At 72.6% G+C, this 20,622-nt stretch carries 18 protein-coding genes and 1 other RNA gene; 4 read left to right on the plus strand and 15 right to left on the minus strand.

The window, feature by feature from the left end; all coding sequences use genetic code 11:
• Positions 1–65 precede the first annotated feature (65 nt).
• Complete coding sequence (murA, locus tag AB0953_RS29175) at positions 66–1,406, plus strand: UDP-N-acetylglucosamine 1-carboxyvinyltransferase (protein WP_366862565.1); 1,341 nt, start codon at positions 66–68, stop codon at positions 1,404–1,406.
• 214 nt (positions 1,407–1,620) lie between these two features.
• Here murA and AB0953_RS29180 read toward each other — a convergent pair whose 3' ends face one another.
• The 8 genes from AB0953_RS29180 to AB0953_RS29215 form a co-directional block, all read right to left on the minus strand.
• Positions 1,621–1,902, minus strand: a complete 282-nt coding sequence (locus AB0953_RS29180; protein WP_007264399.1) for an HU family DNA-binding protein — start codon at positions 1,900–1,902, stop codon at positions 1,621–1,623.
• Between the two features lie 305 nt (positions 1,903–2,207).
• The gene (locus tag AB0953_RS29185; protein WP_366862566.1) at positions 2,208–3,632 is read right to left on the minus strand and encodes an NAD-dependent malic enzyme; all 1,425 of its coding nucleotides are present in this window, start codon (positions 3,630–3,632) and stop codon (positions 2,208–2,210) included.
• A gap of 450 nt (positions 3,633–4,082) precedes the next feature.
• A complete protein-coding gene (locus AB0953_RS29190; RefSeq protein WP_366862567.1) occupies positions 4,083–6,419 on the minus strand; it encodes a UvrD-helicase domain-containing protein in 2,337 nt (778 codons plus the stop codon).
• 90 nt (positions 6,420–6,509) lie between these two features.
• Complete coding sequence (locus AB0953_RS29195) at positions 6,510–7,082, minus strand: CGNR zinc finger domain-containing protein (RefSeq protein ID WP_366862568.1); 573 nt, start codon at positions 7,080–7,082, stop codon at positions 6,510–6,512.
• Between the two features lie 104 nt (positions 7,083–7,186).
• Entirely contained in the window at positions 7,187–7,732 is a 546-nt protein-coding gene (locus AB0953_RS29200) for a GNAT family protein (protein WP_366862569.1), read from the minus strand.
• 235 nt (positions 7,733–7,967) lie between these two features.
• Positions 7,968–9,149 carry a uroporphyrinogen-III synthase gene (locus AB0953_RS29205; protein WP_366862570.1) on the minus strand — a complete coding sequence of 394 codons (1,182 nt, stop codon included), beginning with the start codon at positions 9,147–9,149 and terminating at the stop codon, positions 7,968–7,970.
• Positions 9,150–9,271: 122 nt separating this feature from the next.
• Positions 9,272–10,645, minus strand: a complete 1,374-nt coding sequence (locus AB0953_RS29210; protein WP_366862571.1) for a nitrate/nitrite transporter — start codon at positions 10,643–10,645, stop codon at positions 9,272–9,274.
• A gap of 96 nt (positions 10,646–10,741) precedes the next feature.
• A complete protein-coding gene (locus AB0953_RS29215; protein WP_366862572.1) occupies positions 10,742–11,707 on the minus strand; it encodes a LysR family transcriptional regulator in 966 nt (321 codons plus the stop codon).
• Between the two features lie 118 nt (positions 11,708–11,825).
• On the opposite strand from AB0953_RS29215, the gene AB0953_RS29220 reads away from it, so the two are divergent.
• Positions 11,826–13,043, plus strand: a complete 1,218-nt coding sequence (locus AB0953_RS29220; protein ID WP_366862613.1) for an MFS transporter — start codon at positions 11,826–11,828, stop codon at positions 13,041–13,043.
• On the opposite strand, the gene AB0953_RS29225 is transcribed toward AB0953_RS29220, so the two are convergent.
• The 6 genes from AB0953_RS29225 to ftsE all read right to left on the minus strand — a co-directional run bounded on the left by AB0953_RS29225 (position 13,030) and on the right by ftsE (position 17,377).
• A complete protein-coding gene (locus tag AB0953_RS29225) occupies positions 13,030–13,344 on the minus strand; it encodes a hypothetical protein (protein ID WP_366862573.1) in 315 nt (104 codons plus the stop codon). The two genes, AB0953_RS29220 and AB0953_RS29225, sit on opposite strands and share 14 nt — an antisense overlap.
• A gap of 135 nt (positions 13,345–13,479) precedes the next feature.
• Positions 13,480–13,872: a transfer-messenger RNA gene (ssrA, locus tag AB0953_RS29230) on the minus strand.
• An 87-nt stretch (positions 13,873–13,959) separates the two neighbouring features.
• Positions 13,960–14,445, minus strand: a complete 486-nt coding sequence (gene smpB / locus AB0953_RS29235) for an SsrA-binding protein SmpB (protein WP_366862574.1) — start codon at positions 14,443–14,445, stop codon at positions 13,960–13,962.
• Between the two features lie 18 nt (positions 14,446–14,463).
• Entirely contained in the window at positions 14,464–15,669 is a 1,206-nt protein-coding gene (locus tag AB0953_RS29240) for a S41 family peptidase (RefSeq protein ID WP_366862575.1), read from the minus strand.
• A gap of 67 nt (positions 15,670–15,736) precedes the next feature.
• Positions 15,737–16,669 (minus strand): permease-like cell division protein FtsX, encoded by a 933-nt coding sequence (gene ftsX, locus AB0953_RS29245; RefSeq protein ID WP_366862576.1) that lies wholly within the window; start codon positions 16,667–16,669, stop codon positions 15,737–15,739.
• A gap of 18 nt (positions 16,670–16,687) precedes the next feature.
• Complete coding sequence (gene ftsE, locus AB0953_RS29250; protein WP_361920038.1) at positions 16,688–17,377, minus strand: cell division ATP-binding protein FtsE; 690 nt, start codon at positions 17,375–17,377, stop codon at positions 16,688–16,690.
• Between the two features lie 234 nt (positions 17,378–17,611).
• Between ftsE and AB0953_RS29255 the strand changes: the two genes are divergently transcribed.
• Positions 17,612–17,803: a hypothetical protein gene (locus tag AB0953_RS29255; protein WP_361920040.1), complete on the plus strand. Its 192-nt coding sequence runs from the start codon at positions 17,612–17,614 to the stop codon at positions 17,801–17,803.
• 205 nt (positions 17,804–18,008) lie between these two features.
• Here AB0953_RS29255 and prfB read toward each other — a convergent pair whose 3' ends face one another.
• Complete coding sequence (prfB, locus tag AB0953_RS29260) at positions 18,009–19,127, minus strand: peptide chain release factor 2 (RefSeq protein ID WP_366862577.1); 1,119 nt, start codon at positions 19,125–19,127, stop codon at positions 18,009–18,011.
• Positions 19,128–19,442: 315 nt separating this feature from the next.
• On the opposite strand from prfB, the gene AB0953_RS29265 reads away from it, so the two are divergent.
• A complete protein-coding gene (locus AB0953_RS29265) occupies positions 19,443–20,444 on the plus strand; it encodes a 2-oxoglutarate and iron-dependent oxygenase domain-containing protein (RefSeq protein WP_366862578.1) in 1,002 nt (333 codons plus the stop codon).
• Positions 20,445–20,622: the final 178 nt, after the last annotated feature.

Below are 20,622 nucleotides of genomic sequence, written 5' to 3' on the forward strand. Positions count from 1 at the left end.
TTTCCCTGGTCCCTGCCCACCTCCCCCTGGCACAGCCGGGAGGACCCCTCCGGAACGCGAGATTCATGACCGGCACAGACGATGTACTGCTTGTCCACGGCGGAACCCCGCTCGAGGGCGAGATCCGTGTCCGCGGTGCGAAGAACCTCGTGCCCAAGGCCATGGTCGCCGCTCTGCTCGGCAGCGAACCCAGCCGGCTCCGCAACGTTCCCGACATCCGCGACGTGCGCGTCGTCCGCGGTCTTCTCCAGCTGCACGGTGTGACCGTGCGCCCCGGCGAGGAGCCGGGCGAGCTGGTCCTGGACCCGACGCACGTCGAGAGCGCGAACGTCGCCGACATCGACGCCCACGCGGGCTCGTCCCGCATCCCGATCCTCTTCTGCGGCCCGCTGCTGCACCGCCTCGGCCACGCCTTCATCCCGGGCCTGGGCGGCTGCGACATCGGCGGCCGGCCGATCGACTTCCACTTCGACGTGCTGCGCCAGTTCGGCGCGACCATCGAGAAGCGCGAAGGCGGCCAGTACCTCGAAGCCCCGCAGCGCCTGCGCGGCTGCAAGATCCGCCTCCCGTACCCCTCGGTCGGCTCGACCGAGCAGGTGCTGCTGACGGCCGTCCTGGCCGAGGGCGTGACCGAGCTCAGCAACGCCGCGGTCGAGCCGGAGATCGAGGACCTCATCTGCGTCCTGCAGAAGATGGGCGCCATCATCTCGATGGACACCGACCGCACCATCCGGATCACCGGTGTGGACCGCCTCGGCGGCTACAACCACAAGGCGCTCCCGGACCGCCTGGAGGCCGCCTCGTGGGCGTCCGCGGCGCTGGCCACCGGCGGCAACATCTACGTGCGCGGCGCCCAGCAGCGCTCGATGATGACCTTCCTGAACACGTACCGGAAGGTCGGCGGCGCCTTCGAGATCGACGACGAGGGCATCCGCTTCTGGCACCCGGGCGGCCCGCTCAACGCGATCGCCCTGGAGACGGACGTCCACCCCGGCTTCCAGACCGACTGGCAGCAGCCGCTGGTCGTCGCCCTGACGCAGGCCACGGGCCTGTCGATCGTCCACGAGACGGTCTACGAGTCCCGGCTGGGCTTCACCTCGGCGCTCAACCAGATGGGCGCCCACATCCAGCTGTACCGCGAGTGCCTGGGCGGCTCGGCGTGCCGCTTCGGCCAGCGCAACTTCCTGCACTCGGCGGTCGTCTCCGGCCCGACCAAGCTGCAGGGCGCCGACCTGGTCATCCCCGACCTGCGCGGCGGGTTCTCGTACCTGATCGCGGCGCTGGCGGCCGAGGGCACCTCGCGGGTCCACGGCATCGACCTCATCAACCGCGGCTACGAGAACTTCATGGAGAAGCTCGTGGAGCTGGGGGCCAAGGTCGAGCTCCCCGGCGGTGACCTCGTCTGAGGCCCCGCCAAGGCCTCCAGGGGCCGCTGAACAGGCCGAAGGGCGGCCACCCCGCGGGGGTGGCCGCCCTTCGGCGCTTCTGCGTCCTGCGCGGCGTACCGCCGGCGTGCTGCACGGCGCGCCGAGCGACGTACTGCAGGTACTGCGCGAGTGCGCGCGCCTGCACACGCCTGCCGTCCCGAGCGCCTGTGCGGCGCTCGGCACAAGGGCGGACTTACTTGCCCTTGGCGGCTTCCTTGAGCTTGGAGCCCGCGGAGACCTTCACGCTGTAGCCGGCCGGGATCTGGATGGGGTCGCCGGTCTGCGGGTTGCGCGCGGTGCGAGCGGCACGGTGGGTGCGCTCGAAGGTCAGGAAGCCGGGGATGGTGACCTTCTCGTCGCCCTTGGCGACGATCTCGCCGACGGTCTCGGCGAGCGCGGCCAGAACGGCGTCGGCGTCCTTGCGGGTCACCTCGGCGCGCTCGGACAGAGCGGCCACCAGCTCACTGCGGTTCATGTTGTACTCCCGTGTTCAACTTGCCTTGGAGGCGTGAGATCGAAGCCGATGCTGCCAGGGCCCTCGGACAGTCCCCGGACCCGGGTCTGAACGTCAGACCCTCGCGCCCGGTTACGCATCCTGCCCCCACCAGCGGCGGGAACGCCAATCCGGCACCCGCCAACGTCACACGAAAAGCGCCACAGTCACGCCCCGGTGACGCTCCGTCCGCACTGGCGGGATGCGGCTCCCGGTCCTCGTGGGCATCCCCGCAACCCTAGAGGCGCCCCGGCGGGCCCGCATCCCGCGACGCGCCGGGATCGGGCTCAGGCGGACGTGGGCGTCGTCACAGCGGCCTGGGCGGCCTTGCGGACCGCGCCGGCCACGGCGCCCGCGACCTTGTCGTTGAAGACGGACGGGATGATGTAGTTCGCGTTCAGCTCGTCCTCGCCGACGACGTCCGCCAGCGCGCTCGCGGCGGCCAGCATCATGTCGGTGTTCACGGTGCGGGACTGAGCGTCCAACAGGCCGCGGAAGACGCCGGGGAAGACCAGCACGTTGTTGATCTGGTTGGGGAAGTCGGAGCGGCCGGTGGCCACGACGGCGGCGGTCTGGCGGGCGACGGCCGGGTCCACCTCCGGGTCCGGGTTCGCGAGCGCGAACACGATCGCGCCGTCGGCCATCGCGGCGACGTCCTCGCCGGACAGGACGTTGGGGGCGGAGACGCCGATGAACACGTCGGCGCCGACCACGGCCTCCTTCAGAGTGCCCGTGTAGCCCTCGGGGTTGGTGTTGTCCGCGATCCAGCGCAGCGGCGAGTCCTCGCCGGCGTCGACCAGGTCGGGGCGGCCCGCGTGCACCACGCCGTGGATGTCGGCGCTCACGACGTTCTTCACGCCTGCGGCCAGGAGCAGCTTCAGGATGGCGGTGCCGGCCGCGCCGGCGCCGGACATGACGACCTTGACGTCCCCAACTGCCTTGCCCACCACGCGAAGTGCGTTGGTGAGGGCGGCGAGGACGACGATGGCGGTGCCGTGCTGGTCGTCGTGGAAGACCGGGATGTCCAGGGCCTCGCGCAGCCGGGCCTCGATCTCGAAGCAGCGCGGCGCGGAGATGTCCTCCAGGTTGATGCCGGCGAAGCCCGGGGCGATCGCCTTGACGATGGCGACGATCTCGTCGCTGTCCTGGGTGTCCAGGCAGATCGGCCAGGCGTCGATGCCGGCGAAGCGCTTGAAGAGGGCCGCCTTGCCCTCCATGACCGGCAGCGCGGCCTTCGGGCCGATGTTGCCCAGGCCCAGGACGGCGGAGCCGTCCGTCACGACTGCGACGGAGTTGCGCTTGATGGTCAGGCGGCGCGCGTCCTCGGGGTTCTCGGCGATGGCCATGCACACGCGGGCGACGCCGGGGGTGTAGATCATCGAGAGGTCGTCGCGGTTGCGGATGGGGTGCTTGGACGCCATCTCGATCTTGCCGCCGAGGTGCATCAGGAAGGTGCGGTCGGAGACCTTGCCCAGACTGACGCCCTCGATGCCGCGGAGCTTGCCGACGATCTCGTCGGCGTGCGCGGTGGAGGTCGCGGCGATGGTGACGTCGATCCGGAGCTTCTCGTGGCCGGAGGCGGTCACATCGAGGCCGGTGACCGAGCCACCGGAGGACTCCACGGCGGTGGTGAGCTGGGAGACCGCGGTTCCGCTCGCGGGGACTTCCAGGCGGACCGTCATCGAGTACGAGACGCTGGGCGCCGTTGCCATGGCCGTGTTCCTCTTCTGTCCCTGTTTCTTCTGTTACGCACAGGGTCCCGCGACACGGCAGGTGCGGCAGGACCTGTTGTCCGATCGTCCCACCTACCGGCCAGTAGCAGGTAACTCGCTACGAATTTCGGAAAGACTCTTCCACCATACGAGATATATCGGGGTCGGGGAAGCGCAGGGGCAACGAAAAAGGTCCGCGCCCCCGGCGAACCGGGGGCGCGGACCTGAACGCCTATGACACCGACCCGCCATGCTCGCCTCGCGGCAAGTGGTCGCTCTGAGCGACGAAGGTTGGGCCCGGGGGCTTGGATCGAGCCGGTGTCGTACCAAGGCTAACAAAGGATCGGCGCGCCCGAGCCCCCTCGGGGCGGTCGGTCTCGCCCCGCCACGCGTACGGCCGCGGGCCATCCGGCCCAGCGGCCCGCGCGACCGCCTTCGCGGCGCCCGCGGCTACGCCCGCAGCAGCGACGGCACGCCGTCCGCGTCGGGCTCGTCGCGCGCGGTGGAGATCACCGTCAGCTGCTGCGTCGCGCGCGTCAGCGCCACGTACAGCACCCGCAGGCCCGCCGGGGAGTCGCCGGCCTCGACCTCCTCGCGGGTGGTCCCGCCGGCGATCTCCGCCGGGGAGACGACCACCGTGGCGTCGTACTCCAGGCCCTTGGCCTCCAGGCTGCCCAGCGCCACCGCCCGGTCGCCCAGCTCCGCCAGCCAGCCGGCGGCCTCGGTGCGCCGGTCCATGGAGACCACCACCCCGACGGTGCCGTCCACCTGCTCCAGCAGCCGCCGGGTCTCCTCGCGCACCACCGCTCCCAGATCGCCCGCGGCGGCCGTGAAGCGGGGCTCCAGGCCGGTCGAGCGCACCGCGGTCGGCGGCTCCATCCCGGGCATCGCCAGTCGCAGCACGCGGGCCGCGACCTCGGCGACCTCCGCGGGGTTGCGGTAGTTCACCGTCAGGGTGAAGCGCCGGCGCGGCCGGGTGCCCAGGGCCTCGTCACGGGCGGCGGCCGCCTCCTCCAGGTCGATCCACGAGGACTGCGCCGGGTCGCCGACCACGGTCCAGGTGCCGTGGCGGCCGCGCCGGCCGACCATCCGCCACTGCATCGGCGTCAGGTCCTGCGCCTCGTCGACGATCACGTGTGCGTACTCGGTGCGCTCCGCCGCGATCCGCTCGGCCCGCTCCCACTGGCTCTCCTCGCGGGTCGGCATCAGCTCCTCCAGCCCGGTGAGCTGGTCCAGCGGGTCCAGCTCCCGCTTGCGCTTGGGCCGGGCCGGGGCGCCGAGCAGCTGCTGCAGCTCGTCCAGCAGGGCCACGTCGTGTACGGAGAGCGGGCCGCGGCCGTCGGGGCCGACCCGGCGCAGGGAGCGGGCCAGGCGGCGGGACTCGCGCGGGTTGAGGACCCGGCGCGACCAGCGGGAGAGCCGCCGCTCGTCGGCCAGGGCGGCGAGGACGGCCCGCGGGGTCAGCTCGGGCCACCAGGCGTTGAGGAAGTCGATGAAGACGTCCTCGGTGGAGATGTCCTCGTCGAACGCCGAGCGCAGTTCGGCGGCGAGCTCGGGGTCGCTGTGCCGGCCGGCCGCGCCGGTCTTGGCGTACAGGGCGTCGAGCAGCAGCTTGCGGGCGCGCGGGCGCAGCAGGTTGACGGGGGCGGTGCCGCCGAGGACGTTCTGCCGGATCCGGTCGAGCTCGGCGGCCTCCAGCTCCTGGCGCTGCCCGAAGGCGACGACGCGCAGCCGCTCCGGCGCGTCGCCGAGCTCGAGGGCGCCGCGGACGGCCTTGCGCAGGACCTTCAGCATCCGGGAGGAGCCCTTGATGCGGGCCACGGCGGGCTCGTCGTACGCGGTGGCCTCGGCGCCGTCCACCAGCGAGCCCAGCGCGCGGATGGCGACCTGGCCCTCCTCGCCGAGCGAGGGCAGCACGCCCTCGGTGTACGCGACGAGCAGCGGGGTCGGCGAGACGATCAGGATGCCGCCGGCGTAGCGGCGCCGGTCCTGGTAGAGCAGGTAGGCGGCGCGGTGCAGGGCAACGGCGGTCTTGCCGGTGCCCGGGCCGCCCGCGACCTCGGCGACGGAGGCGGCGGGGGCGCGGATGACGAGGTCCTGCTCGGCCTGGATGGACGAGACGATGTCGCGCATCGTGTGCGTACGGGCCCGGCCGAGCGCGGCCATGAGGGCGCCGTCGCCGATGGCGGGCAGCTCGCGCCCGTCGAGGAAGGCGGTGACCTCCGGGCGCATCAGGTCGTCCTCGACGCCGAGGACCCTGCGGCCCTTGGAGCGGATGACGCGGCGGCGCACGACGCGGCCGGGGTCCTTGGGCGTGGACCGGTAGAACGGCGCGGCGGCCGGGGCGCGCCAGTCGATGACCAGCGGCGAGTAGTCGGCGTCGAGGACGCCGATGCGGCCGATGTGGAGGGTCTCGGCGATGTCGGCCGTGAGGTCCTCGCGGATCGCGTCGTCGGCGGGGGCGACGGAGGTGTACGCGCCGTCGGGGCCGCGCTCGCCGTCCTTGCCGAGGAGGAGGTCGATGCGCCCGAAGAGGAAGTCCTCGAACTCGTTGTTCAGCCGGTTGAGGTGGATCCCCGCCCGGAAGACCTGCGCGTCGCGCTCGGCCAGCGCTCCGGGCGTGCCGACCTGGCCGCGCTTGGCCGCGTCGTTCATGAGGAACTCGGCCTCGTCGATCTTCTCCTCGAGGCGGCGGTACACCTGGTCCAGGTGCGTCTGCTCGATCGCGATCTCCCGATCGCGGACGGAATCCGCCGTGCTGTCGACAGCGGCATCCTGCGCGGCCACCAAGGCCCCCTTCTGACGTGCGTGGGCGACCGTCAACCGTACGCGAATCCGCGCCCGGTCCGCACGCCCGTTCCGATGGCCGGGCGAAGATCACCGGTCCGGGCGGGCGGCGAGGAGGCGGCGCCGGTGGCGGGCGACGCGCTCGCGGTTGCCGCACTGCTCGCTGGAGCACCACCGGCGCCGGTGGCCGCGGGAGGTGTCCAGGTAGACCCGGGTGCACCCGTCCGCGGAGCAGGCGCGCAGCAGGGCCCGGTCGCCGGGGTCGGTGAGCAGTTCCACGGTGTCGCGGGCGACCGCGGCGAGCAGCGCACCGCACTCGACGCCGCCGCACAGCTCCCGTACGAGGTGCCCCTCGCGGTCGGGGACGGCGCACAGCCCGGGGGGTGGGCCGGCGGCCAGCGCGTTGACCCGGGCGAGTGCGGCCTCGTCGGGGCCGGCCCCGGCGAGGGCGGCGCGCACCAGGCTGCCCACGTCGGCGCGGAGCACCCGGAAGGCGGCCACCCAGTCGGGGCCCACCCGGGCGAGCGGCGTCCGGTCGGGCACGAGCCCGGCTCCGGCGAGCCACAGCCGCAGCCCGTCTCCGTCCTTGATCTGCTCGGCGCCCGCGGGGGCGGCGCCGGTGGCCACCAGGTCCAGGCAGATCCGCCCGGAGTCGAACCACATGACCGTCACCGCCTCTGGTCCAGGGCCGCGGCCTTCAGAGTGCCGCGCGGCGGGTCGATGCGGAACCCCCCGTACGGGCGGCGGCGTTGACGGCGGGCCGGGGGCTACAGCGGCGGGTCGTCGTGCAGGACGCGCTGGAAGAGGCGGTGGTCGCGCCAGGCGCCGTTGATGTGCAGGTACTTGGGGGCGAGCCCGATCCGCTCGAAGCCTGCCTTGGCCAGGACGCGCTGCGAGGCGGTGTTGTCGACGAGGGTGCCGGCCTCCACCCGGTGCAGGCCGAGCTCGTCGCGGGCGATCCGGCAGACCTCCAGGAGGGCTGCGGTGGCCACGCCCCTGCCGTGCCACGCCCGGTCGACCCAGTAGCCGACGCCGCCGCTGCGGAAGGGGCCGAGGGCGATGCTGCCGAGGTTCATCATGCCGATGGGCGTGCCGCCGGCCTCCTCGATCAGGACGTACGGGACCACGCGGCCGCCGGCCTGCTCTTCCAGCAGGGCCTCGATGCGGGCCCGCTGCCCGGCCTCGGTGTAGAACGCCTCGGGGCGCCACGGCTCGAAGGGCGCCATGTGCGTGCGGTTGCGCGCCAGTGCGTCGGCCAGCCCGGCGGCGTCGGCGACGCCGACGCACCTCATCCCCACCCCGTCAATGATCATCCCGGCACGCTAACCGAACGCGCGCGCGGCGGCCAGCCCGTGATCCCGCCGCTGCGCGGAGCCATTCCCCACCCCGCCCCTTCCCGAACCGGGGCTCCGCCCCCGGCCCCCGCGCCGGCGTTTGAGCGCAGCGGGCGCGAAGCGCCCGGAACCGGGTCCGGGCGGAGCCCGGTTTCGGGAAGGGGCGGGGTGGGGAAGCGGCTCCGCGCAGCGGAACGGCGACCCCCGCGGAGCGTCACGCGCACTCGCCGGCGTCCAGCGCCAGCCGATAGCCCCGCTTGACCACCGTCTGGATCAGGTTCGGCACGCCCAGCGCCCCCCGCAGCCGGGCCATCGCGGTCTCCACGGCGTGCTCGTCCCGCCCGGATCCGGGCAGCGCGCGCAGCAGGTCGGCGCGGGAGACGACCCAGCCGGGCCGCCGGGCCAGGGCCCGCAGCAGGGCCATCCCGGCGGGCGGTACGGGGCGCAGCCCGGCGTCGACGAGGACGGCCTGGCCGCGGATCTCCAGGCGGTGTCCGGCGACCGGCAGCACCCGGGCCCGCCCGGGGAGCTCGCGGCACAGCAGCTGCACCAGCGGCCCCAGCCGGAACCGCTCCGGCTGGACGGTGTCGATGCCGCGGGCCTGGAGCGGGACGGCGGTGACGGGGCCGACGCAGGCGGAGAGCACCTCGCCCCGCAGCGCGGCGAGCACCGGTTCGGCGAGCCCGCGCTCTTCGGCCCGCGAGAGCAGCGAGGCGGCCGCGGGGGCGGAGGTGAAGCTGACGGCGTCGACGCCGCCGCCCGCCACCGTGTCGAGGAGCCGGTCCAGCGGGCCGGGGTCCTCGGGGGGCATCCACCGGTAGACCGGGACCACGACCACCTCGGCCCCGCCGTCGCGCAGGGCCTCGACGAAGCCGGGCAGCGGCTCGCCGTGCAGCTGGATCGCGATGCGCCGCCCGGCGACGCCCGCGGCGAGCAGCCGGTCGAGGACCTCGGCGAGGGATTCGGACTGCGGGGACCAGGACTCGACGAGCCCGGCGGCCCGGATGGCGCCCTTGACCTTGGGCCCGCGGGCCAGGAGTTCGACGGCGCGCAGCCGGGCCAGGAGCTCCTCGCCGATGCCCCAGCCGTCGGCGGCCTCGATCCAGCCGCGGAAGCCGATGGCGGTGGTGGCCACCACCGCGTCGGGCGGGCAGGCGAGCAGCTCCCGGGTGGCGGCGAGGAGTTCGCCGTCGTCGGCCAGCGGCACGATCCGCAGGGCGGGGGCGTGCAGGACGGTGGCGCCGCGCCGGCGCAGCAGGGCGATCAGGTCGTCGGCGCGCCGGGCGGCGGTGACGCCGACGGTGAATCCGGCGAGCGGGCCCGCCTCGGCGGCGTCCGCACCGGAGTCGGCGGCGTCCGCACCGGCGGCAGCGGCGGTGTGCGTGTCGTCGTCCATGTGACCTGCCTTGCCAGTGGGTCGTTCCTGGTGCGCGCCCGCGTGTCGAGCCACGGGTACCGAGCCTGTCAAGTCTGCGTGTCAGGCCCGGTTCCACCGTATTTCGGGCCCGTAAACCGCTGTTACACCGACGTGAGCTGCGGCTTCGCCACCGCACCGCCCTCGGGCACGGGTGCGGCAGCGGGCCGGCGAAGGTATACCGCCCAGGTGACCGCGCAGCACACCGCGTAGAAGCCGAGGAAGGTCACGAAGGCCGCCGTCCCGGATCCGGAGGACAGGAACGCCTCGCGGAAGACGAGGTTGATGCCGAGTCCGCCGAGGGCGCCGACCGCGCCGATGAGCCCCATGGAGGCGCCGGAGAGCCGGCGCCCGTACGCGGCCGCCTCCTCGCCGACCGCGCCGCGGGCCAGCGCCTTGGCCTGGAAGATGCCGGGGATCATCTTGTACGTGGAGCCGTTGCCGATGCCGCTGAGCACGAAGAGGGCGACGAAGCCGACGAGGAAGACGGACAGCGACGCGCGCAGCGACGCGGCGACGACGACCCCGGTGGCACCGGCCATCGCCACGAAGACCCCGAGGGTGATGCGGGCCCCGCCGAACCGGTCGGCGAGCGCGCCGCCCACCGGCCGGACCAGCGAGCCGAGCAGCGGCCCGATGAAGGTGAGCGAGGCGGCCTGGAGCGGGGTCCGGCCGAACTGCGTCTGCAGCACGAGGCCGAAGGCGAAGCTGTAGCCGATGAAGGACCCGAAGGTGCCGACGTAGAGGAAGGCCATGATCCAGGTGTGGCCCTCGCGGACGGCCTCGCGGACGGCGCCGCCGTCGCTGCGCACGGGCGCCAGGTTGTCCATCCGCAGCAGGGCGAACACGGCGGCCGCCACGATCAGCGGCACGTACGCGGCGAGCAGCAGCCGCGGGTGGCCGGCCCCGGCGGTGCCGATGACCAGGAGCGCGGCGAGTTGGACGACGGGGACGCCGATGTTGCCGCCGCCGGCGTTCAGGCCGAGCGCCCAGCCCTTCTTGCGCAGCGGGAAGAAGGCGTTGATGTTGGTCATGGAGGAGGCGAAGTTCCCGCCGCCGACGCCGGTGAGGGCGGCCACGGCCAGGAAGGTCCCGTACGGGGTCCCGGGCTCCATGACCACGAGCGCGGCCGCGGTGGGCGCGAGCAGCAGCAGGGCGCTGACGACCGTCCAGTTGCGGCCGCCGAAGCGGGCGACGGCGAAGGTGTAGGGGATGCGGACGAGGGCGCCGACGCTGGTGGCCGTCGCGATCAGGAAGAACTTGCCGGCCGGGTCGATCCCGTAGGCGGGGCCCATGAAGAGCACCATCACGGACCACAGGGACCAGATGGAGAAGCCGATGTGCTCCGAGAACACCGACCACAGCAGGTTGCGCCGGGCGATGCGCTCCCCGGACTCCTTCCAGAAGGCCTCGTCCTCGGGCTCCCACCGCTCGATCCAGCGGCCTCCCCTGCGCGGTGCGGTCGTACGGGTGGTCATCACACGCCTCCACAGCTGTCGGTCCGTGGTGCCGACCGTAGGAACGGCGCGTTTCGGCCTCGGTCCCCGCGGGATGACCGGTGAGAAACCTTGCACTCACCCCCGGCCGGAGGAGCCTGTGAGCGCGCCGGGGAGCCAGCTCCCGGCGGGGGCGTCGAGCCAGCCGCCGTCGGCGGCGAGCCGGGCCGCGGCCCGGTGCAGGGCGTCCAGGCCGGGGTGGCCGAATCCCTTGCGCCACACCATGGACAGCGGCGACAGCGGGACGGGGTCGACCAGCGGCCGCTTCACGCATCCCGGCAGGTCGAGGAACTCCACGCTGGCGAGCACGGGGTTGCGGGTCTTGGCCATGACCCGGCGGAACTCCTCCTTGCCGACCGCCACCGGGGCGGCCGGGGCGAGCGCGATGCCGCGCCCCTCGAACAGCTCGCGCGCCAGGCGGGTCCACTCGAGGGTCCGCGGGTTCCCGGCCCCGGCGTACACCTGCTCCCCGGCCAGTGCGTCCAGCGGTACGCGGGGCAGCGCGGCCAGCGGATGGCCCTCGGGCAGCAGCACGGCGAGCGGCTCGTAGCGCACGAGCCGGTGGGCGAGGCGGCCGCGCAGCGCCGGGTCGAGGCCCTCCACGTACCCGAAGGCGACGTCCAGCCGGCCGGCGGCGACCTCGGCGGCGGCGTGGGTGAGCCCGCTCTCGAAGCGGGCCATCAGCTCGCAGTCCGGGGCGAGTTCGCGGGCCCGCTCCAGCACGGTGCGGGCGCTGCCGGGCCCGTCGGTGTTGACGTCGACGAGGAGGGGGCGGGGTCCGGCGAAGGCGGCGGTGAGCTCCTCGTGCGCGGCCAGCACCCGCCGGGCCAGCGGCAGCAGCCGCTCGCCGTCGGCGGTGAGCTCGACGGCGCGGGTGGTGCGGACGAAGAGGGGGGCGCCCAGGGCGTGTTCGAGGCGCCGCACGTCCCTGCTGAGCGCCTGCTGGGCGGTGTAGAGGCGGGCGGCGGCACGGGTGAAGTGCAGGTCCTCGGCCACGGCGGTGAAGGCGCGCAGCAGACGGGGGTCGACATCGCGGGGGTTCACCGGCCGAGACTAACAACAGAAGCGGGTGAATCGGCAGCGGATGGGTGTTGGACGCCGCCCGGCCGCGGGCCGGATGGTGGACACCATGCCGCACACCGCCACCCCTTCCCCCACCCGTATGACCGTGACCGGCTCCACGCTGGTCCTCGCCGCTCCCCCGCGCCGCAGCGCCCGCAAGGCCGCCGCCCCGGGCCCGTACGCCCGGCTCTTCGCCCGGCCGGGCACCCGCGCCTTCACCGCGGGGAACCTGCTGGCCCGGCTGCCCATGGGGATGTTCGGCGTGAGCGCGGTCATGATGATCGCCGGGCAGCGCGGCTCGTACGCCCTGGCGGGCTCGGTCACCGCGGCGGGCATGGCGGCCACCGCCGTGGTCGCCCCGTGGACCGCCCGCCTGGTCGACCGCCACGGCCAGGCCCGCATCGCCGTACCGGCCACGCTCATCGCGGTGCTCGGCTCGCTCTCGCTGGTGCTGTGCGTCCGCCACGGGGCCCCGGCCTGGACCCTTTTCGCCTCGTACGCGGCCACCGCGACGACCCCGAACATCGGCGGGATGTCCCGGGCCCGCTGGACCCACCTGCTGGGCGGCTCGGGCGCCGAGCACCACACGGCGATGGCCTTCGAGCAGGCCGCCGACGAGCTGTGCTTCATGCTCGGCCCGGTGGTGGCGGCCCTGCTGTGCTCGGCGGCCTTCCCGGAGGCGGGCACCCTCACCGGCGCCGCCCTCCTGCTGGCGGGCATGCTCCTGTTCACCGCGCAGCGCGCCACGGAGCCGCCGCCCTCGCGGACCGCCCGCCGGGGCTCGCCGCTGCGCGCCCTCTCCCCGCTCCTGGCCCTCTTCCTCCCCCTGGGGGTGGTGTTCGGCGCGATGGAGGTCACCTCGATCGCCCACCTGAAGGCGCACGGGCTGGGCGCCTCGGTGGGCCTGGTCCTGGCCCTGCAGGCGGCGGGCTCCTGCGCGGCCGGGCTGCTGTACGGCACGGTCCGCGCCCGCGGGCTGCTCACCTGCCTGGCCGCCCTGGCGGTGGCCATGTCCCTGCCCTGGGCGGCGGCCGCAACGGGCTCGGTGGCCCTGCTGGGCGGCGCCCTGCTGCTGGCGGGCATGGCCACGGCACCGGTGATGGTCACGGCGATGTCCCGCATCCACGCCGCGACCCCGCCGGCCCGGCTCAACGAGGGCATGACCCTCGCGGTCACCGCCATCCTGGCGGGCATAGCCACCGGCTCGTCCGCAGCGGGCACGGCGGTCGACCACTACGGCACCACCACCCCGTACGCCCTCCCCGCGGCCGCGGCCCTGACGGCCCTGGCCCTGGCCACCCGCCTCAGGCGGCCTTGAGCCGGGCGACGTCAGCGGCCCGGCCCAGAAGATCCCCCACCCCGGCCACGCCGCGGTACCGGGACATCCCCGTCCGCAACGCCTTCAGGTGCTCGTCGCCCCGGCTGGACGACAAGGTGGTGTGCAGGTCCAGGAACTCCCCCCACGTCTGCGCGGCGGCTTCGATGTGCCGCATCTGCATCTGCCGGTCGGCGATGACCCCGAGGGCGTGCAGGCGGCCCTGCCGCTCCTGGAGGGAACGCGCCCGGTTGGAACGGCGCAGGGCGTTGACGGACGCCTCCCTGTCTCCGAGCCACCACATGACGTGCGCCTCGTGGAAATGGATGCGACCGGGCGGCCCGAGAGCCCTGTGGCACCGCGGGCGGCGCCCAGGACTCCGGGCATGACGAAGGCCCCGCTGCCCGGGAGGGCGGCGGGGCCTTGGCCCACATGGGATGAGTGGAGATGGCGGGAATCGAACCCGCGTCCAACGGTGCAGAACCAGGGCTTCTCCGAGCGCAGTCCGCTTCGATTTTCTCGGCCCCGGAGATCACGCGGACAAGTCTCCGACGGGCTCAGTCACTGTTTGATTTCCCTCCAGCCCCCGTGACCGGGGTTAGAGGTTTAGATGCCTAGCTGACGCCAGGATCCGGGTCGGCATCACGCCCGGGCTGACGCTCCTCACAGAGGCTTCGTTTGTTTCGCTGTTATTAGGCAGCGAGGGCGAAGCGGGAGTTATCGCTCTTGGAGTTGGCGATTATTTTTTGCGACATGTGGTTAGCGAGATCATTGCCGCTTCCTCGGCTCGCTTCCCCTGCCTCGACATCCGCTGTCGAAACCGATCATCCCCATGTTGATTTTTCAAAACGTGCGCCTACCCCCGTAGGGGCGGTGCAGGCCCCATGGTACGCGAAGTGGACCGCTGCGTGCCAGGAGATTAACGCTCGCCGCGCTGGCGCCGCCGGGCGGCCGCGATGGCGCGGTTCGTCTCGCGGGTGTCCTGCTTCTCGCGCAGGGCCTGCCGCTTGTCGTACTCCTTCTTGCCCTTCGCCAGCCCGATCTCGACCTTGGCCCGGCCGTCCTTGAAGTACAGGGCGAGCGGGACGACGGTGTGGCCGGTCTCCTGGGCCTTCGACTCCAGCTTGTCGATCTCCTCGCGGTGCATGAGGAGCTTGCGCTTGCGGCGGGCGGTGTGGTTGGTCCAGGTGCCCTGGCTGTACTCCGGCACGTGCACGTTGTACATCCAGGCCTCGCGGCCCTCCACCGACACGAAGCCGTCGACGAGCGAGGCACGGCCCTGGCGCAGGGACTTCACCTCGGTGCCCGTGAGCACGATCCCGCACTCGTAGGTGTCGATGATCGTGTAGTCGTGCCGCGCCTTCTTGTTCTGGGCGATCAGCTTGCGCCCTTTTTCCTTAGCCATAGTGCGGTCATTTTCGCACTACGGCCCCACCCCGAGGCCACCCAATACCGTGCGCGCCCGCTCCTCGGCGCCGTCGGCGGCGGCCAGGTCGGGGGTGATGCCGCTGCCGTCGAGGACGCGACCCGCCGGGGTGCGGTACGTGCCCACCGTCAGCTCGGCCACCGAGCCGTCCGGGAGCTCGGTCGGCATCTGCACCGAGCCCTTGCCGAAGGTCCGCGTACCGACCGCCACGGCCCGGCCGCGGTCCTGCAGGGCGCCCGTGACCAGCTCGGCGGCGCTCATCGTGCCGCCGTCGACCAGGGTGACCAGGGGGCGGGCGGTGTCCCCGCCGCGGGCGGCGTACAGGGCGCGCTCGGTGCCGCGGACGTCGTACGTGCCCACGAGCCCCCCGTCGAGGAAGGCGGAGGCGGCCGCCACGGCCTCGGTGACCAGCCCGCCGGGGTTGCCGCGCAGGTCGAGCATGACCCCGGCGCCGGGCGGGGCGGCGCGGACGGCGGAGCGGACCCGCTCGCCGGAGCCGCGGGTGAAGGAGGCGACCTTGATGACGGTGATCCCGCCGGGCAGCTCCCGTACGGTCACGGGGTCGGTGTGCAGCTGCTCGCGGCGCAGGGTCTCGGTGAGCTCCTCGGCGCCGCCGGCGCCGTCCCGGCTCAGCCGCAGGACGACGGGGGTGCCGGCCTCGCCCCGCAGCAGGGCCACGACCTCGGTGACGGCCAGGCCGGTCACGGTGCGGCCGTCGACCCCGGTCAGCCGGTCTCCGGCGCGCAGGCCGGCGCGGGCCGCGGGGCTGTCGGGCTGGACCTTGGCGACGGCGATGGAGCCGTCGCCGCGGCGCTCGGGCCAGAGGCCGACGCCGGTCCAGCGGCCGTCGAGGCCCTCGGCGAAGGCGGCGTACTCGCCCTGGTCGTAGACGACGCCCCAGCGGTCGCCGCTGCGGCTGACGACGTCCTGGGCGGCCTTCTTGCCGGACTTGCCCTCGGCGACGGCCTCGGCGGCGGCGCGGGCGACGGCCTCCCGGTCGGCGGTGCCGGAGGCCCCATCGGGGAGGGATCCGGGGGGAGTTAAGCCGGCGCCGGCCGAGGCGCCAGTGGCGCCGGTGGCGTCCGCGCGGTCCCAGCAGCCGAGCCCCGCGGCGGCGGTGACGGCCGTGACGAACACCAACGTCAAAGCGGCCCCGCGACGCTTGTCGCGGGGCCGGAGACAGAGGGCGGGAAGACCCGGCATGGCTGCGAGTCTAGGACAAGGGCCGTTCCGGTACGGAGGGTTGGGCGGAGCTCACACGGGGCGCTCGTCACACCTTCAGGTACTTGCGCAAAGCGACGAACGCCGCCAGCGAGGGCATCAGCACCCCGATGACCAGCACCAGCGGCAGCTTGGTCAACACCGAGTCCCAGCCGATGAAGTTGATCAGCTCCATCTTGTGGCGCAGCGAGGCGCCGTGGTCGATGACGAAGTACTGGCCGGCGCCGAGCATCAGGCAGGCGAAGAGCGCGCCGATGAGCCCGGCGAAGGCGGCCTCCATGATGAACGGCACCTGGATGTAGAAGCTGGACGCACCGACCAGCCGCATGATCCCGGTTTCCCGCCGACGGCTGAAGGCGGAGACGCGCACCGTGTTGACGATCAGCAGCAGCGCCACGATCAGCATGATCATCATGATGCCGAGGGCCGCCCAGTTGAGGTAGCCGAGCATCTGGAAGAGGTTGTCCAGCTCGGTGTGCTGGTCGGCCACGGACTGCACGCCGTCGCGGCCGGCGAAGGCCGTGGTGATGACCTTGTACTTCTCGGGCTGCTTGAGCTTCACCCGGAAGGAGTCGGGCATCTGGTCCGGGGTGATGACCGAGGCGAGCGCGGTGTGCCCGAAGCGCTCCTTGTAGTGCTTGTACGCCTCGTCGGAGGACTCGTAGTGGACCGTCTGGACCAGGTCCATCTTCTTCAGGTCGGTCTCGATCTGCTGCTTCTGCTCGGGGGTCACCGCCCCCTTGGCGCAGGCCTTGCTGCCGGTCTCGCTCTGGTCCTCCGCGTCGCTCTTGTTGCAGAGGTAGATCGAGACGTTGACCTTGTCGTACCAGTAGCCCTTCATCGCGCTCACCTGGTCGCGCATGAGCAGGGAGCCGCCGAACAGGGCGAGCGAGAGGGCCACGGAGATGATGACCGCGAAGGTCATGGTGAGATTGCGGCGGAGACCGACGCCGATCTCGGACATGACGAACTGGGCGCGCATGACGTCTGGGTGGGCCTTTCAGTGCTGGTAGCCGTAGACGCCGCGCGACTGGTCGCGTACGAGACGGCCCTGTTCGAGTTCGATGACGCGCTTGCGCATCTGGTCCACGATCTGCTGGTCGTGCGTGGCCATGATCACGGTGGTGCCGGTCCGGTTGATCCGGTCCAGCAGCTTCATGATGCCGACCGAGGTCTGGGGGTCGAGGTTGCCGGTGGGCTCGTCGGCGATCAGCAGGGCCGGGCGGTTGACGAAGGCGCGGGCGATGGCCACGCGCTGCTGCTCACCGCCGGAGAGCTCGCCGGGCATGCGGTCCTCCTTGCCGCCGAGGCCCACCAGCTCCAGGACCTGCGGGACGGCCTTGCGGATCTCGCCGCGCGGCTTGCCGATGACCTCCTGGGCGAAGGCGACGTTCTCCGCCACCGTCTTGTTGGGCAGCAGGCGGAAGTCCTGGAAGACGGTGCCGAGCTGGCGCCGCATCTGCGGCACCTTCCAGTTGGAGAGCTTGCCGAGGTCCTTGCCCAGGACGTGGACCTGGCCGTGGCTGGCCCGCTCCTCGCGCAGCACCAGCCGCAGGAAGGTGGACTTGCCGGAGCCGGAGGAGCCGACCAGGAAGACGAACTCGCCCTTCGCGATCTCCAGGGAGACATCTCTGAGTGCGGGGCGGTTCTGCTTCGGGTAGGACTTGGAGACGTTGTCGAATCGGATCACGGGTGCACCACGGTCGCCGGGAGTAGGTGTGCGTGACCATACGCGAACGGGCGCGGGGTGGGGACCCGCCGTCCGCAGTTGTCCGGTATATCCCCTGGTCGGGAACGGGCCTGGCCGCGTTTGCCCGGAGGGGCCGCGCCGAATGTCGCCGGAGCTGGCACAGTGGTAGGGGGAACGGCCGTGTTCCCCGACGCGTTGTACGAGTTGTACGAGGGGACGAGAGGAGGAGAGCGCATGACATATGACCGGCTCGTGTGCGCGAACTGCGCCGCGCCCGTCAGTCAGGGCCGCTGCCCGGTGTGCCGGGCGAACCGGGAGCGCCTCCAGCAGGAGGGCCCCTTCGCAGGCCTGAACCCCATGGCGCTCATCGCGCTCCTGGTGGTCCTTGTTGCGGCGCTGGCCCTGGTGGCGCAGCACGCCGCGTAGGCGGCGCGGACGCCGGGCGCCGCAGGCGCGGGCGCGTCGCACGTCCCGATCATGTGCCGAAGAGACGTACGACACACAGAGACACAAAACACGCGGACGACAAAGGCAACAGGGCGGGGCCCGGACACCTGAAGGTGTTCCGGGCCCCGCCCTGTCACGTCACGTCTGTCATGTCACGTCTGTCACGTCACGCCTGGGGTCGCGCTCAGGCGGCCGCCTCCTGCTCCTGCTTCTTGCGCCAGCGGATGCCGGCCTCGAGGAACCCGTCGATCTCGCCGTCCAGCACGGACTGCGGGTTGCCGACCTCGAACTCGGTGCGCAGGTCCTTGACCATCTGGTACGGGTGCAGCACGTAGGAGCGCATCTGGTTGCCCCAGCTGTTGCCGCCGTCGCCCTTGAGGGCGTCCATCTTGGCCTGCTCCTCCTGGCGGCGCCGCTCCAGCAGCTTGGCCTGGAGGACGTTCATGGCGCTGGCCTTGTTCTGGATCTGCGAGCGCTCGTTCTGGCAGGAGACCACGATGCCGGTCGGGATGTGCGTGATGCGCACCGCCGAGTCGGTGGTGTTGACGCCCTGGCCGCCGGGGCCGGAGGCGCGGTACACGTCGACGCGCAGCTCGGTCTCGTCGATCTCGACGTGGTCGCTGGTCTCGACGACCGGGAGCACCTCGACACCCGCGAAGGAGGTCTGGCGGCGGCCCTGGTTGTCGAAGGGCGAGATGCGCACGAGGCGGTGGGTGCCCTGCTCGACCGAGAGGGTGCCGTAGGCGTACGGGGCCTTGACGACGAAGGTCGTCGACTTGATGCCGGCTTCTTCCGCGTACGAGGTCTCGTACACCTCCGTGGAGTACCCGTGGCGCTCGGCCCAGCGCAGGTACATGCGCTGCAGGCGCTCGGCGAAGTCGGAGGCGTCCACGCCGCCGGCCTCGGCACGGATGTTGACCAGCGCCTCGCGCTCGTCGTACTCGCCGGACAGGAGGGTGCGCACCTCCATCTCGTCCAGCGCCTTGCGGACCGAGACGAGCTCCGCCTCGGCCTCGGCGCGGGTGTCCGGGTCGTCCATCTCCTCGGCCAGCTCGAAGAGGACGGCGAGGTCGTCGATGCGGCCGCGCAGCGCCTCGGTCTTGCGGACCTCCGCCTGGAGGTGGGAAAGCCGGCTCGTGATCTTCTGGGCTGCCTCCGGGTCGTCCCACAGGGACGGGGCCGCGGCCTGCTCCTCGAGCACGGCAATGTCTGCCCTCAGCTTGTCGAGGTCCAGGACGGCCTCGATCGACCCCATGGTCGAGGAGAGGGACTTCAGCTCTTCGGAAACATCGACGACTGCCACGGGTCCAGCGTAGCCGGTCCGCGGGCGGCACCGACCGGCCAGGCCGGTTCACCCGTTCTGATGTACGGCGATACGGGCGTACGCTCACGGTATGACTCTCCTCCTCGTCAAGCGCCGCCATGTGGACCACATGCGTGTCACGACGACGAGCTGTCTGCCGCCGGACCGTTCTCAAGCCTGATCCACCCGATCCGACTTGGTCCTGTACGCGGCTCCCGCGGCCCCCGGCGCCACCCCTGCCGGCCGGCCCTCCCCCTCCGCTGCCCCGACACCTTCCGGGGAACAGGACCCCGTGACATCCGAAACGGAGCCGTCATGCCGTCCGCGCACTCCCTCCCCGTCATCGATCTCTCCCAGGCCGACGACCCGGCCCAGCGGGCCGATTTCCTGAAGCAGCTGCACGCCGCAGCCCGGGACACCGGCTTCCTGCACCTCACCGGGCACGGCATCACCGATGCGGAGAGTGCTCGCATACTCGACGTGACCAGGGCTTTCTTCGCCCTCCCGGAGGCCGACAGGCTCGCCGTCAGCAACCTGAACTCGCCCCATTTCCGCGGGTACACCCGGATCGGCCACGAGCTGACCGGCGGGGCGTCCGACTGGCGCGACCAGCTGGACGTCGGCGCCGAGCGGCCCGCGCCGGTGGTGGGGCCCGACGACCCGCCGTACCTGTGGCTCGAAGGCCCGAACCAGTGGCCCGAGGCGCTGCCCGAGCTGCGGACCGTCGTCCTGGACTGGCAGTCCCGGCTGGCCGGGGTGGCCCACCGGCTGCTGCAGGAGCTGCTGACCTCCATCGGCGCCCCGCACGACTTCTTCGACGCCGCCTTCGCGGACCGGCCCCACCTGCACACCAAGCTGATCCGCTACCCCGGGTCCGCTCCGTCCGGCGCCGACCAGGGGGTCGGCGCGCACAAGGACTACGGGTTCCTGACCCTGCTGCTGCAGGACTCCGTGGGAGGGCTGCAGGTCGTCAAGGACGGCGGGTACCTGGACGTGCCGCCGATGCCGGGGGCGTTCGTGGTCAACCTCGGCGAGCTGCTGGAGATCGCCACCGAGGGGTACCTGGTGGCCACCGACCACCGGGTGGTCAGCCCTCCGGGGGCGGTGGAGCGGTTCTCCGTGCCGTTCTTCTACAACCCGCGGCTGGACGCGGTGGTGGAGACCGTGCCGGGCGAGTACCTGAAGTCGGCGCCGGGTGTCGCGCACGACGCCTCCAACCCGCTCCACGCGGAGTACGGCCGCAACGAGCTGAAGGGCTGGGTCCGGGCCCACCCGGCGGTGGCCCGCCGCTGGCACCCGGAACTGGTCGCGGCCTGACCCACGGCCCCGAGGCCGCCGCGGCCGCTTGCCGCTGCGCGGAGCCGTTTCCCCACCCCGCCCCTTCCCGAAACCGGGGCTGACGCCCCGGACCCCGTTCCGTGCGCTCCGCGCCCGGTGCGCTCAAACGCCGCGCGGGCTTGATCAGCCCCGCCGGCGTGTGAGGCGCGCGAAGGGG

The sequence above is a fragment of the Streptomyces sp. NPDC046866 genome (genome assembly GCF_040704625.1).
Lineage (GTDB): Bacteria > Actinomycetota > Actinomycetes > Streptomycetales > Streptomycetaceae > Streptomyces.

Bases quoted from the DNA above. Each gene is read 5' to 3' on its own strand.
- murA (WP_366862565.1), top strand. From the start codon at position 66: ATGACCGGCACAGACGATGTACTGCTTGTCCACGGCGGAACCCCGCTC.
- AB0953_RS29180 (WP_007264399.1), bottom strand. From the start codon at position 1,902: ATGAACCGCAGTGAGCTGGTGGCCGCTCTGTCCGAGCGCGCCGAGGTG.
- AB0953_RS29185 (WP_366862566.1), bottom strand. From the start codon at position 3,632: ATGGCAACGGCGCCCAGCGTCTCGTACTCGATGACGGTCCGCCTGGAA.
- AB0953_RS29195 (WP_366862568.1), bottom strand. From the start codon at position 7,082: ATGTGGTTCGACTCCGGGCGGATCTGCCTGGACCTGGTGGCCACCGGC.
- AB0953_RS29200 (WP_366862569.1), bottom strand. From the start codon at position 7,732: ATGATCATTGACGGGGTGGGGATGAGGTGCGTCGGCGTCGCCGACGCC.
- AB0953_RS29205 (WP_366862570.1), bottom strand. From the start codon at position 9,149: ATGGACGACGACACGCACACCGCCGCTGCCGCCGGTGCGGACGCCGCC.
- AB0953_RS29210 (WP_366862571.1), bottom strand. From the start codon at position 10,645: ATGACCACCCGTACGACCGCACCGCGCAGGGGAGGCCGCTGGATCGAG.
- AB0953_RS29220 (WP_366862613.1), top strand. From the start codon at position 11,826: ATGACCGTGACCGGCTCCACGCTGGTCCTCGCCGCTCCCCCGCGCCGC.
- AB0953_RS29225 (WP_366862573.1), bottom strand. From the start codon at position 13,344: ATGTGGTGGCTCGGAGACAGGGAGGCGTCCGTCAACGCCCTGCGCCGT.
- smpB (WP_366862574.1), bottom strand. From the start codon at position 14,445: ATGGCTAAGGAAAAAGGGCGCAAGCTGATCGCCCAGAACAAGAAGGCG.
- AB0953_RS29240 (WP_366862575.1), bottom strand. From the start codon at position 15,669: ATGCCGGGTCTTCCCGCCCTCTGTCTCCGGCCCCGCGACAAGCGTCGC.
- ftsX (WP_366862576.1), bottom strand. From the start codon at position 16,669: ATGCGCGCCCAGTTCGTCATGTCCGAGATCGGCGTCGGTCTCCGCCGC.
- AB0953_RS29255 (WP_361920040.1), top strand. From the start codon at position 17,612: ATGACATATGACCGGCTCGTGTGCGCGAACTGCGCCGCGCCCGTCAGT.
- AB0953_RS29265 (WP_366862578.1), top strand. From the start codon at position 19,443: ATGCCGTCCGCGCACTCCCTCCCCGTCATCGATCTCTCCCAGGCCGAC.